This is a genomic window from Bacillus sp. PAMC28571 (genome assembly GCF_014250435.1).
Classification (GTDB): Bacteria; Bacillota; Bacilli; order Bacillales; family Bacillaceae; genus Bacillus; species Bacillus safensis.
The window spans coordinates 2,566,603-2,579,449 of record NZ_CP060191.1; the positions used below are offsets into that span (position 1 = coordinate 2,566,603).

18 protein-coding genes are annotated in these 12,847 nt (G+C 40.5%); 4 read left to right on the plus strand and 14 right to left on the minus strand.

The features are described 5' to 3' along the window. The 9 genes from H7F25_RS13050 to H7F25_RS13090 form a co-directional block, all read right to left on the minus strand. A complete protein-coding gene (locus H7F25_RS13050) occupies positions 1–1,458 on the minus strand; it encodes a phage portal protein (protein ID WP_185853797.1) in 1,458 nt (485 codons plus the stop codon). Next, positions 1,455–2,756, minus strand: coding sequence for a PBSX family phage terminase large subunit (locus H7F25_RS13055; protein WP_162860192.1), 1,302 nt, complete (start codon positions 2,754–2,756; stop codon positions 1,455–1,457). Before H7F25_RS13055 ends, H7F25_RS13050 begins: the two co-directional genes overlap by 4 nt. Before the next feature lie 8 nt (positions 2,757–2,764). Continuing rightward, positions 2,765–3,409 carry a phage terminase small subunit gene (gene terS / locus H7F25_RS13060; RefSeq protein ID WP_024425907.1) on the minus strand — a complete coding sequence of 215 codons (645 nt, stop codon included), beginning with the start codon at positions 3,407–3,409 and terminating at the stop codon, positions 2,765–2,767. Positions 3,410–3,561: 152 nt separating this feature from the next. After that, complete coding sequence (locus H7F25_RS13065) at positions 3,562–4,080, minus strand: sigma-70 family RNA polymerase sigma factor (protein ID WP_024423267.1); 519 nt, start codon at positions 4,078–4,080, stop codon at positions 3,562–3,564. A gap of 127 nt (positions 4,081–4,207) precedes the next feature. After that, complete coding sequence (locus H7F25_RS13070; protein ID WP_395960789.1) at positions 4,208–4,360, minus strand: XtrA/YqaO family protein; 153 nt, start codon at positions 4,358–4,360, stop codon at positions 4,208–4,210. A 50-nt stretch (positions 4,361–4,410) separates the two neighbouring features. After that, positions 4,411–4,812, minus strand: a complete 402-nt coding sequence (locus H7F25_RS13075; protein ID WP_034624557.1) for a RusA family crossover junction endodeoxyribonuclease — start codon at positions 4,810–4,812, stop codon at positions 4,411–4,413. Positions 4,813–4,862: 50 nt separating this feature from the next. Next, on the minus strand, positions 4,863–5,105 hold the full coding sequence (locus tag H7F25_RS13080) for a hypothetical protein (protein WP_029706250.1): 243 nt from the start codon (positions 5,103–5,105) through the stop codon (positions 4,863–4,865). After that, positions 5,083–5,235, minus strand: a complete 153-nt coding sequence (locus tag H7F25_RS13085) for a hypothetical protein (protein WP_162860191.1) — start codon at positions 5,233–5,235, stop codon at positions 5,083–5,085. Before H7F25_RS13085 ends, H7F25_RS13080 begins: the two co-directional genes overlap by 23 nt. Next, positions 5,232–5,495: a helix-turn-helix transcriptional regulator gene (locus H7F25_RS13090; protein WP_135032751.1), complete on the minus strand. Its 264-nt coding sequence runs from the start codon at positions 5,493–5,495 to the stop codon at positions 5,232–5,234. Before H7F25_RS13090 ends, H7F25_RS13085 begins: the two co-directional genes overlap by 4 nt. 159 nt (positions 5,496–5,654) lie before the next feature. Between H7F25_RS13090 and H7F25_RS13095 the strand changes: the two genes are divergently transcribed. The 3 genes from H7F25_RS13095 (at position 5,655) to bioB (ending at position 7,748) form a co-directional block, all read left to right on the plus strand. Continuing rightward, positions 5,655–6,032 (plus strand): helix-turn-helix domain-containing protein, encoded by a 378-nt coding sequence (locus tag H7F25_RS13095; protein ID WP_185853798.1) that lies wholly within the window; start codon positions 5,655–5,657, stop codon positions 6,030–6,032. Between the two features lie 218 nt (positions 6,033–6,250). Then, positions 6,251–6,601 carry a hypothetical protein gene (locus tag H7F25_RS13100; RefSeq protein ID WP_024425911.1) on the plus strand — a complete coding sequence of 117 codons (351 nt, stop codon included), beginning with the start codon at positions 6,251–6,253 and terminating at the stop codon, positions 6,599–6,601. A gap of 151 nt (positions 6,602–6,752) precedes the next feature. Then, entirely contained in the window at positions 6,753–7,748 is a 996-nt protein-coding gene (gene bioB / locus H7F25_RS13105; RefSeq protein WP_034624561.1) for a biotin synthase BioB, read from the plus strand. A 35-nt stretch (positions 7,749–7,783) separates the two neighbouring features. Here bioB and H7F25_RS13110 read toward each other — a convergent pair whose 3' ends face one another. From H7F25_RS13110 to H7F25_RS13125, 4 genes are all read right to left on the minus strand, one after another. Further along, complete coding sequence (locus H7F25_RS13110) at positions 7,784–8,257, minus strand: hypothetical protein (RefSeq protein WP_024423274.1); 474 nt, start codon at positions 8,255–8,257, stop codon at positions 7,784–7,786. A 173-nt stretch (positions 8,258–8,430) separates the two neighbouring features. After that, positions 8,431–9,264, minus strand: a complete 834-nt coding sequence (locus tag H7F25_RS13115; protein ID WP_025094210.1) for an undecaprenyl-diphosphate phosphatase — start codon at positions 9,262–9,264, stop codon at positions 8,431–8,433. A 127-nt stretch (positions 9,265–9,391) separates the two neighbouring features. Next, positions 9,392–10,534, minus strand: a complete 1,143-nt coding sequence (locus H7F25_RS13120; RefSeq protein ID WP_024423275.1) for an AI-2E family transporter — start codon at positions 10,532–10,534, stop codon at positions 9,392–9,394. Between the two features lie 65 nt (positions 10,535–10,599). Further along, positions 10,600–10,992: a DoxX family protein gene (locus tag H7F25_RS13125; protein WP_185853799.1), complete on the minus strand. Its 393-nt coding sequence runs from the start codon at positions 10,990–10,992 to the stop codon at positions 10,600–10,602. A gap of 197 nt (positions 10,993–11,189) precedes the next feature. Between H7F25_RS13125 and H7F25_RS13130 the strand changes: the two genes are divergently transcribed. After that, on the plus strand, positions 11,190–12,182 hold the full coding sequence (locus H7F25_RS13130; protein ID WP_103131539.1) for a Gfo/Idh/MocA family protein: 993 nt from the start codon (positions 11,190–11,192) through the stop codon (positions 12,180–12,182). A gap of 73 nt (positions 12,183–12,255) precedes the next feature. Here H7F25_RS13130 and H7F25_RS13135 read toward each other — a convergent pair whose 3' ends face one another. Then, on the minus strand, positions 12,256–12,780 hold the full coding sequence (locus H7F25_RS13135; RefSeq protein WP_185853800.1) for a type 1 glutamine amidotransferase domain-containing protein: 525 nt from the start codon (positions 12,778–12,780) through the stop codon (positions 12,256–12,258). Positions 12,781–12,847 lie beyond the last annotated feature (67 nt).

Here is a 12,847-nt window from a genome sequence, read left to right on the forward strand (position 1 = left end):
TTATTTCTTCAGCTGAATCGCCTCTCGTTGAGGCTGTTGTTCGGCTGATGTCATGCGGCTTTCTAAAGGTCTGTGATAGAGATCCTCCGGCCATTCCTCTAACGTTTTCCCAAGGATACGTCCCGCTAGATCTCGCAAATCGTTTGGTGACACTGCCCCAGCCTGAATAAACGGTGTCAGAACCTTGGCAATCTCTAATGGATCTCTAAAGTCAGGACCATTTAATAGGAAACGAACATGCCAAATATCAAGATCCGGCAAGAAAAGGGTATTGAGCTTTCCTGTGATGAGATGCCGTTCAGGCTGAAATACCTGTTCTTCTGTTGTTTTTCGCGCCGTATCGGCTGTCGCTTTGTTATAGTCTTGAGACTCACCTGTGTAAATAGGCGGCAGGCGAAAAGCAGAGCGGATTTTGTTTCTTGTTTTTTCATCGTATTCTAAAAAGAGTGCATCTTCTTGCAAGATCTCTGCTAGGGATTTGAAGTTCACTTTGACATTTGAGACATCTTCTTCTCCAGTTAACCCTTTTTCCGTCGGGAGACCTTCGACTTCAAGCAATAGAAACTTATGTGCATGATCAGAGCCTTCAATATCGTCCATATAATCCTGAAGCTGCTGATAGGAAGACTCAGACAGCATTCCATTTTCGACAATGATGGCACCAGGTACATGCCGCCCTTGTTTAAAATAAAGGTAGTTCAGCTCTTCTGCCTTGCGTGCTCCATACATATTGACGATGTTGCCAATCCAGCGGGGAATTCCATACGTTCCACTGCCGATTTTAAAATGAATTACTTCTGTTGCGCGCAGCGGCTCTGGGGTGGTGTCATCGTATTTACCTGTTTCACAATGTAAAATGCGCGGATCACCATATTCCTTGAAGAAGACTTTCTTTTCATTGATCACCTGCACATATTTACGGAATCGTTTCTTTCGATTCATTGTTTTCAATTCACCGTTTTCTGTGTACTGGAATTCGACGTCGACTGGCTCACTCAGCTTGCAAATACGGATATGGAGCGCATCTAAATACTCGATTCCTGCCGGCTTTCCCTGACCATCTCGGAGCACCTCTAAAAAACCATTGCCCGTTTTCTCCCGGTCTTCGATGACATAGCCAAGCACTACATCGGCTGATTCATCATAGTTCATGTATTTCGTAAACTCTTCAAGTCTTGTCCATTCCTTCTCTGCGGCCTTCTTTTTTGCTGGTTTCACACCTTCTGCATTAAAGTCAAAGGCATATTCTACACCAAAACCAAAGCCTAAAATATTGGTCTTATACGCATCAATACATTGCTGAAGAATGGTTGAATATTCTGCCATGCTTTTTAATTCATTGATATTGTAAGGCGGGGGAACAATGTCATCCTTTTCGTAGGAAAATTCATCTGCATACATTTGTTTTGTATGATCAGACATGTTTGCCTTCATAATGGTTGCTTTCAATTGTTTCATTGTATGGACCTCCTCTCTCTGTTTGGACGGACACGCTCTGAGGCGGTCTGCTTCAAATCTGTCACTTCATAATCATCCAGCGCATACCAGATGGCTGATAAAGTGTGCGGATCGATTTGAAATTCATCTTCCTCTAGACGTCCATCCTTATCTGCCTTATAGGTTAGTGATTGAAGTTCATAGATGGTATATGGACAAGCATCAGAACAAATAATTTTCTTAAACCGTTTGATTTTTTTTGTATACTGCAAACGTGAGCCTTGGAACTTATGTGCTGCTACCATTTGAAAGCCGCGCTGCCGAAAATAGTGAATGGTTTTAGGTTCGGCTGCGTCGGCTTTAATTAGTTCCTTTGATTCAATGAACTCTTTCAAGTCAGTGGCTGTTTCATCATCTGTTTTCCCGCGGTCGTAATATTCCCAATAAATGTATAAGTACTTTTTTTCATGATCGACAGCTAACCGAATGAGCGCATTGTACGATTCAACAAATCCAAAATCCATGCCTGCTCGTTTCAGCGGTCTGTCAATCTGCTGAATGGCTTCTAATACATCAGAATGGCTTCTCACCTCAAATTGAGGAAAAACCTTTGTGCCATTAATGCCGAAATACCCCTTCCTCGCAATACGATAGAGATCTGGATCATACTCTTTCAGCTCATCCAGCTGCTTCACGTAGCTTTTAGGAAGGAATAGGTTATCTTCCGCCGTGGAGTGATGGTAATACGTATCCTTGATGACAACGGTTCGCTTTTTGTATAATGTTTCGTCATCTAAAACAAATCGCTTCAGCTGTTCATCTCGAAAAAAATGTCTGTACGTCCAATTATCCTGACCAACAGGATTGGTCGATAACATCATATAAAGCGGTAAGGATGGATGCCTCAGCCTTCCAAGCAGCTCTTTAAAGCCTTCATAAGAAACCTCTGAACATTCCTCAATCCAAATGATCGAGATGTTGTTGATCGATTTCAATTTTTCAGGCTTGTCCAGTCCTTTAAATAAGATGCTGCTGCCGTTTCGAAATGTTAGTGCAAGCGGCGAACTTCGGCACTTCACCACGTGGTCGATGCCGAGGTCGCTGACGATTTCTTGTAATAAAGAAAAGGTTGATTCGCGGTGCGTATCATACACTTCTCGAATGACAAGTGCTGTCCGCTTTTCTTCCAGCAGCTTTAAGACGAGCTTTAAAGCAATGTGATAGCTTTTAGAGGAGCCGTAGCCCCCTACTAAAAATTGAAACTTTTGATTCCAATCGAATAGAAAGTGTTCAAAATGAGGATTGACTTCTTTTTCAATCAATGGCGTCATGAGTCGTCCTCTTTTCGCTTGATCATGATTTGAAGATCTTCCTCTTTTTCTTCACGCACTGCTTTTTTCGTTTTTTCGATCGTCAGTTCAATTTGTTTCAGCCTTAATCTTCGTTCATCCTTCGCATGTGCGAGCTCTTCAAACTGTTTTATTAAACGCCTGAGTTCACCCATTGCACGGGATTGTGCATTTAAAAACGTCGCATGCCGATCCCATGAAAATTGAAACGAATATTCTTCTGAGGTGATGTCTAGTTCTGTCTGAATGCCTTCTCCTGTTTCTTCTAATGAAGAAGGCATGTATGCCGCCTTTTTCAGCTCTTTGATCATGTCCTCTTGATCTGCTACATACATGATTCGCTGCGCGCGAATAATGGCTGCATATTGAATTTGAATTTGATCCCAGATTAAATCAAGCGATGTACGTCCATCCATTTTCTCCATGATTTCAATCGTTTCATCTGAAAGAAATTGATTGAAAATCGAGTGTGCTTGCTTTGACGAAGTTTTTTGTCTTTGCCATCCGTATCGCCTTTTCCACGATTTGACGGTATGGATCGAGACATTGTAATGATCAGCAATTTGCTGGTACGTCATCCCCTTCATATAATCCTGCTTGGCCTCTATCCGTTTATCTTTCATTTACATTCACCTGCCGCCTCCTTTTAATTCGAATGATTCCCTCTGAAGGAATCATTTGTGTAGGGCTAGCAAACATTCGTTTGGTCTTTCTAACTATAGGTGGCAACTGTAAGACAAGCTTTAGCTGTTTTATTTTTGAATAGAAAAAACACCTATTCAGCAGCTCTGAATAGGCGTTCTTGTACTTTTTTGGACATCTTCGTCCGCGCTCTTTCCATATGTTTTTGGACAGTTCCTTTTTTGACATCCAGCATAACCGCAATCTCGCTAAACGATAACCCTTGTGTTGTGTGCATAAAGAATACGTCCTTTTCTCGATCTGTTAAAACAGACAAAGCTTCATCAATTCGTCTTTTGTCTCTCTCACTGACTTCTCTTTCTTTCTCTTGAATAAGGGTATATTCATGTGATAAAGCCTCTAACACTTCAGGATTTGCGAGAATGGTACGCTGATAGACTGAACGTCTGTCTAATCCTCTGCGCGCACCTGGCTCTCTTCCGATTTGAAGCCATTCTACTACGTATTCCAGATCGCTTACCATACTGGCGATCATTTTTTTATCATGCTTGTCTTGAACGGACAGCTGATGTTCTTCTTTTTCTTTAAATGGTTCATATTGTTTTCTAGCATTCTTTAAAGCTCTTTTATATTCAATGAGTAAATCTTGCATATTGGCTCTCTCCCTTTTTTAAGAAAATAAAAAACGGACACCAATCAGGCCCCCTTTTAGCAGGGTCTTGATCAGTGTCCGCAGGCTTTCCGTCTTGGACATATTGTGCTTTGATGTGTTCAGTCAGTTAGCTGATTTTAAAACCAATCTCGTGGTCTACTCTTGCAAAATGACCTTTTGCCGTTTGAATAATAGTTTTTCCATGTTCAGGTACATCCATTTTATAAGCCGTTCCTACATTCCCATCTAACACGATGACTTGAATTTTTCCTTTTTCCATCTCACCGACAAATGTTTGGTTTTCTTGAATGAATAGTTGTTTTGGCTCGTTCATATGCTTGTCTCCTTTTTTGGTGATGGCCTCGTGCCACCACCTACCGTATTGATAATGATTTCAACTCTTGGACACATACTATAAAACTGGGAAACTCTTAAATCGACCATCTGCAGAGGGACTTCATCAGCTATAGAATGAAGTGCTTCTTGAATATGCTGTAGATTCGGCTGAAAGATGCTGACGTGTACCGGGCGTATCAACCCTTTTTCTGCGTATGTACGCTTTTTTTGGCAGTCAGCTATGTCAAACGGCATGTGATCAAATAAACGAATTTCAAGTGATAGTGCGCCTTTTAATTTTTGCGGGCATTGCCCTTTTGCAGCTGATCGTATTCTTTTCATCAATGTCTCTTTTGTTAACAAATGCTCATGTTCAATAATTAAATGGATGACCATGTTATGATCTCCCGTCATCCTTTGACCACTGGCGGATGTCTTGTTCGTTTTTACTCGCTTTGAGCAAGCATTTCAAAAATGTCATGATTTGCTTCCATCGTTTCACGTTGCCCTGATTCCTCCTTTTTTGTATCATCGACCTTAGCCTCCAGGAGGGTCATATATGTCTCTTTCTCTTCTGCTGTGGCAAAAACAAACATCGGTTTCTGACGATGAAAGGCGATCCAGCCGCCAGCTTGGTCTAAACAAAGCTGCGCTTCTTTTCTAGCATCAAACGTCAGCTGATGTCTCATCTTCTTCAGCTCCCTCCAAGCTGTCCTCAATTTCTGTTTGGTATCCATATCGTTTCATGTCATATAACCAATAGCTTTTTGGATAACCAAAGTCACTCATCTGAGTCACCATTGGATGTTCAATATTCATTCTGCTCGTCTCCCCTTTTCTAAGAACCGATCTTCTCTTAAAGAATTACTCTTTTCGTGTAACTTTTGGCCAAAAAAAAGCTCTTGAACCCCGGTATTCAGCAGATCTGCAATATGCTTTGCTATTTCTAAGCTAGGCTTCGTTCTGCCCATTTCGATATTTGCATAGCCGCTTATGTACTTATATCCCAGTTTTTTCGCCATATAGGTTTGTGTTTTTCCTTGCAATATGCGCTCTTCTCGTAAATTTTCAAGTTTCATCTTTCCACCTCTTACTCAATATGTGTAAGTTATATTCATTATGATAATATACACTGAACGAGTAAGTCAATCATATTTTTATTCTTTTTGTGTATTTATTTATCTTTTCCGTGTAATTCATGATAAAATTTACTCATAACATGAAAAAAGGTGTTTCTGATGGATAATTTGACTGGGAAGATTCTAACTGAATTAAGAGAGAAGCATGGATGGAGCAAGTCAACAGTTGCTAAAAAACTCGGATTAAAGGCAATGTCCACTTATGCAAACTGGGAATACGGCTTGAGAAAACCCGACGGTGAAATGATTGTGAAAATTGCCGAGTTATATGGGGTCTCAACCGATTATCTTCTCACAGGTAAGGACAAAGGCAGGCCCGATGACGATCTTGCAGACGATCTTGATTTGCAAATTGCGTTTAAAGCAGCCTCAGATTTTTCCGAAGAAGCACGAAGACAAACCATCGATTTTATTAACTACATTAGAGAGAAAGAGAAGCAAAAAGGTCGTCAGCCAAAAAAGCGTGACGACAATTGATCATCTCTTTTCATCTGCTTTACGCTGGGACGAACCCAGCTTTTTTTATACCTCTTTTTCCCTTAAAAAAGAAATAGCATATGAATAAAAAATCATGTCTTTTCCAACAAATATGTGACAATTTTCACCATAATTACTCTTTTTTTCATATATATTAATTGACAAATAATTCTATTATTATTAATATATGTATATACCAAAAAAAAGGAGTGTTACCGATGAAAAAATTCATGAAAATCTGTACATTGTCTTTAGCTGCTGTAGGTGCTCTTACGTTCTCTCAAACTGAAGGTGCTCATGCAGCTGCACAGCCAAAAGAACCAGTCATAGCAAAAGCTCCTATTATGAATAAAGTAATTACGGTGAACCGTACACTTTCTGTAGGTTCTTCAATCGCCGTCTCTCTTCCAGCAAGCCAAATTTCTGTGTCGGGTGCAACGTATGCAATTCAATTAGATCAAACAGCTCCAAACTTCACTTGGATTCGCGCTGTACAACGCGGTTCTGTAACAGTTTCCTACTATAATTCACTAGGCGAGCTTGTGATTAACTATATTACTGTTCGATAAACAATCTAGCTTTACATATCTAAAGGCGATGACATGAAGTCATCGCCTTTTGGTGTTTAGAGTCGGTTTCATCTGAATCATGATTGCCAACATCCGCCCAATATGTTAACTTTTAATAAAAATAAGTTAACATATTAAGGGGGCATTCATGATGAGAGAGCAGCTGTCTTTGTCTTGGGAAGCAATAGCGGAGAAGGCGATGAAAAATGAACCGATCACGGTGCAAGAGGGTCTAGACATTCTTGAAGCTGACGATAGAGAATTGTTATCTATTATGCAAGCAGCCTATCAGGTACGATTTCATTTTTTTCAAAAAAAGGTGAAATTAAATATGATTTTTAACGCGAAAAGTGGATATTGCCCTGAGAACTGTGGATATTGTTCACAGTCGATGATTTCAAAAGCACCAGTTGAAAGATATACAATGCTTGATCAAAAGACCATTGTAGATGGTGCGCGTGAAGCTCTTAAAAGAAAAGCCGGGACTTATTGTATTGTGGCAAGCGGGAGAGCGCCTTCTCATAGGGAATTAGATGAAGTCACAGCAGCAGTCAAGGAGATCACTGAAACGATGCCTTTGAAGGTGTGTGCCTGTCTTGGGTTATTAAATGAAGAAAAAGCGAAGCGGCTGAAGGAAGCGGGTGTTCATCGGTATAATCACAATATCAATACACATCATGATCATCATGCTCAAATTACGACAACTCATACATACGATGACCGCGTGTCGACCATTGAGCAGGTCAAACAGTCTGGCATGTCACCTTGCTCAGGGGTCATTATTGGAATGGGTGAAACCAATCAGCAGATCGTTGAAATGGCTTTTGCGCTTAGAGCACTTGATGCGGATTCAATTCCAGTCAACTTTCTTCATGCCATCGAAGGAACACCGCTTGAGCATCAAAAACGAACACACCCAATCAAAGCATTGAAAGTGCTGGCAATGATGAGATTTGTCAACCCAACAAAAGAAATTCGGGTATCCGGAGGCAGAGAGTTTAATTTACGGACACTCCAGCCGCTCGCACTTTATGCCGCAAATTCCATTTTTGTTGGTGATTATTTAACAACTAAAGGCCAGCAAGTCCAAACGGATCATCACATCATTGAAGATTTAGGGTTTGAAATAGAAGAATGTGCGTTATAAAAAAAGTCTGCCGATTCTCCGGCAGACTTTTAAGATTAGAATCTTTTATGAAAATCGACAGTTCCGCTTCCATCTTCTCGGTCAAAGCTGCCAACAAACGTCCAGTTAATATATCCACCGTCGCCATTATTGACAAACGTACCATCTTCAAATACCCAAATACCAAACGTAATACCGTCATATTCAACACTATCATAGTAAACAACATTGTTCAGACCGCTAAAGTCGTGGTCTTGGCTTAAGTTTTGGACAACTACGTTGTAGTTTTGACCTGCTTCATAGAACGCACTGTATGCTGCATTTTTTACGAATCCATCACGATTTTGAGATGACTTTACTGCTTGTTCAATTTTATCGGCAATAGCTACTGGATCAATAGAGACACTTCCATCAACCCCTGTTGTTGTAGCAGCTTCAGCCGTTTGACCAAAAGTCGTAAGAGATAGAGGGGCAGCAATCATTGATGTAGCGATGACAGAACCAACAAACATTTTGCTTGTTTTTCTCATTATTTCTAACTCCTCCTTTAATTGGTATGTTTATGTACTACCCCTTTATCTGTCTCTTAAACACTAATTTATGAAAAAAATTCTTATTCTACCAATTAAGAGGGTGTTTTTACTGTTTAATTAGGCGAAATAACAAAAAAACTACTCTTATAAAAGAGTAGTTTACAGCAGTATTACATGAACAGGATAAATAAAATCACACCTAGGATAATTCGGTATATCGCAAAAGGCACCAGTTTGATTTTATTGATCAGTTTTAGGAAGAATCGAACAACAAAGAGAGCCACAACAAACGCACTCACAAAGCCGACGATAAAGAATGGCAGCATGTCTGGTGTTAAATATTCGGCATTTTTCACAAGGGTTAACAAGCTTGCTCCTGCCATAATCGGCATCGCCATGATAAATGTAAAGTCTGCCGCAGCACGGTGATTCAAACCAAGAATAACCCCGCCTGCGATCGTCGAACCTGAGCGCGAAAAACCTGGCCATAATGCTAAACATTGAAACAGTCCAATATAAAGCGCTTGTCTGTACGTCATGTTATCGACAGAGCTTGTTTCTGTTTTTCGTTTATTGATCCAGTCAGCGACAAGCATCAGCACTGCCCCTAAAATCAAACCGACAGCGACCGTTCTGACGTCAAATAAGTATTTATCAATATAATCTTCAAATAAGAATCCTAAAATGACGGCTGGAACAAGTCCAACTGCAATTTGGGCGATGGTCAGTTTATGCCCGCTGCGCTTTTGCTCTTCGGTGATATTTTTCTTTAAGCCCAATAAGTTTAAAATACGATCTTTAAACACGATCATAACAGCTAAAATTGAGCCTAACTGAATCACGACTTTAAATGTGTTAGCCGCTTCTGGCGTAATAATTTCCTTTGATTTTAGCCAAAGATCATCGACAATAATCATGTGACCTGTAGATGAAACAGGTGCGTACTCTGTTAATCCTTCGACAATTCCTAAAACCAGTGCCACGAATAAATCCCATAGATTCATGATTTTCTTTCCTTTCAATTCTGATCTTTTGAACACGCCAAACATCTATGTCCACATAAAGACAAGCTTCCTTCATCGAAAGCTCGTCTTTATGATACTATATTTTTTTCAAAAAAAGATTATGACATCAAACCTTTTCTTCTTTATACAAATTGGACCGCATTTTGAACCAATCAAATAAGTGAGTCGTGATGACCTTCAGAACAGCATACGTCGGAATAGCGACAATGATGCCGACCACGTTGAACAATTTACCAGCTGTTAATATAACAAAAATAATCGTAATGGGATGAATATGAAGGTTTTTCCCCATCACCTGAGGAGAAATGAATTTCCCTTCAACTAGCTGAACCACTGTCCAGACTATAATGAGTTTTAACAGCATTACTGGTGACGTCACAAGTGCAATCACAATCGCTGGTGTAATCGCAATTGTTGGACCAAGGTAAGGCACTATGCTTGTACATGCAGCAATGATAGCGAGCAGCAGCGCATAGTCAAGTCCAATGATCATATAACCGATTAACAGAAGAACACCGATACAGAAGCTGACAATGATCTGTCCGCGAATATACGAGCTCAGACGGTGGTTCATTTCGTGAAGCATGATATGTGTATGTTCCCTCATTTTACTTGGGAAAAATTTCAATAGATAGTCAGGCAGCTTTTTACCGTCTTTTAAGAGATAAAACAGAATAAACGGCACAGTCACGATCGAGATGATGACTTCTGTGAGCGCCCCTAAGAATGTTCCTACACCGGTAAAGGTGCTTTCCAAAATCTTCGTCGCTTGACTGGATGCTTTACTTACTAATTCAGACACGTTAAAGTTCATCGAGTTTTGCACTTGATTAATAAAGTTACTTCCTGTTAATTGTCTAATTTGATCTTCTACTGTATCGACGTATTTCGGAAGATTATGAAATAGACTCATGGTTTGAGCTTGTAAAAAAGGAATAATGGACACGATGGTCACTGTAATAATCCCAATAATGACAATATATAAAAGCAAAATGGAATAGATCCGCTTGATTCTTGCTTTCTCTAACAAGTTGACAATTGGATTTAATAAATAATACACGACCCCCGTTAAAATAATCGGTAAGGCAATGGTTTTGACGAGTACAATGAGCGGTGTGAAAATAAATGATGTTTTCATGAAAACAAGGATATTCAATCCAATTAATAACAGGACGAGTAAAAAGAGAACAAACTTGTTATCAAGAAAAAATTTTCTAAATCGACTGCTCCACATTTGCATAGAGTTCATATCGTTCCTCCAAACACGGGCTATTTTATGAGTAAATTGTACACTACTTGATCATGTTATGGTGGTCATTGTTTCAGCTTTTTTTCCCATTTTGCAATAGACATCACCCATACAATGAGAATCGGCTGTCCATTAAGCCTTATCCATAGCAAGGCTTGTTCTGTATTTTCTTGACCTGGAAATGGTATTCCCTCACGAGCAGCAAATAAGTTTGCAGGGAAAATGAGTACAAGATAGACAGCAATGGATTTTGCCGCTGTAATCCTGACATTTGGCAAAAGCAGCAGCACGGCCAGCAGCCATTCAAAACATGCAGTCGCATAGACCATTACATATGGAAATGGCCAGCCTGGCATCATGCGGGCAAAGCCGCTCGGCTCTATCACATGAAAAATGCCAGCCGTTATGAATAAAAGCGCAAAGATATATGTACTTCCTATATGCAGGACGCGCTTCATGTTTCCTCCTCTCCCTTCTATCCTGAGTATTACCCGAAGAAGGAAGAAACTACCCACTTTTCGTACATTTTTATCCTTTATGTAAGACGTTTCAGCCTATATAAAGGTTTCATCCGCTTATCAATAAAAAGAATATTCTTTCATACAAACGCTTTCAAAGCATGTATAATCAGAGAAAAGCAGAAGGAGGGAATCACATGATTCGATTTGCTGTCATCGGAACGAACTGGATTACAGATCGGTTCTTACAAGCTGGTGAAGAACTAGCTGATTTTACATGTACAGCCGTCTATTCACGGTCCGCTGAAAAAGGGCAGGCCTTTGCCGAAAAATATGGGATTGATACGGTTTTTACGAACTTACAACAAATGGCGGAAAGTGATACGTTTGATGCCGTGTATATTGCGAGTCCAAATGCCCTTCATAAAGAGCAAGCCATGTTGATGATGGAGCATCAAAAGCATGTTTTATGCGAAAAACCATTCGCCTCTCATCGAAAAGAAGTGGAAGAAATGATTGCCGCAGCGAAAAAACATCACGTTTGTTTGATGGAAGCGATGAAAACGACATTTCTGCCTAATTTCCTTCAAATCAAACAGCATCTTGATCAGCTTGGACCTATCAGGCAAGTGGTCGCGCATTACTGTAAATATTCTTCAAGATACGATGCCTATCGAAGCGGCGAGCTTCCAAATGCCTTTAAGCCTGAGCTATCCAATGGTTCTTTAATGGATATCGGGGTGTACCTCGTTTACCCAGTCATATCCTTATTTGGTCTGCCGAATCAAATCACCGCGAGAGGCTATAAGCTTTCTTCTGGTGTGGATGGGAACGGTTCAGTCCTTTTACAGTATGACGGGCATCAAGCACTTCTTTTTCATTCTAAAATTTCAACGTCTCATTTATCGGCTGAAATTCAAGGCGAGGATGCCACGATGGTGATTGATCAATTCCACCGTCCTTCACAAATTACGATACATGACCGTGACGGACATCAAACTGACATCTCTCTCAAAGATGATCAGCCAGCAATGTCTTATGAGATTAATCATTTTATTGAGTGTATTCAGCAGGGAATGGGGCAGTCTCCGGTCAATACATTTGCCTTATCTGTTCAAACCATGTCCGTCATGGACGAAGCGAGAAGACAAATGGGCGTGATGTATCCTGCCGACAGACAAAATGTATAGGGCATGAAATGAGGAACAAAGGGCGAATGATTGATTTGTTCGCCCTTTGTTTTTTACGTTTCATGTCGGTCATTTATTTTGCCGCTAACACATCCGCAAATGCTTTCACATACGGCGGAAGGTCAGGCGGGCGTCTGCTGGAGATGAGGTGGCCATCTGTGACGACTGCCTCATCGAACCAGTCCGCACCAGCATTTGTCATATCATCTTTAATACCTGGTGTACTTGTCACTTGTCTGCCTTTCAGGATTCCTGCTGATATCAGCACCCAGCCAGCATGACAAATCTGACCGATTGGTTTTGCCTTCGCATCAAATGTACGAACGATGTCTAATACTTCTGGAAAACGGCGCAGTTTATCAGGCGCCCATCCACCAGGGACAAGCACAGCATCATAATCATCAGCTTGAATGGAATAAAAATCTGCATCGGATACCGCCGGCACACCATACTTCCCGATGTACTCATGATTTGCTTTTTCACCTACAAGATGGACAGTTGCTCCCTCTTCTCTTAATCGCAGAACCGGATACCACAGCTCTAAATCTTCAAAATCATCGCTGACAAACGCAATGACTTTCTTATCTGATAAACGCATACTATCTCTCCTCTTCTTTCGATTTCCTCTATTGTACGAGATGTCCTGTTAAAAAGAAAAGCGGTTC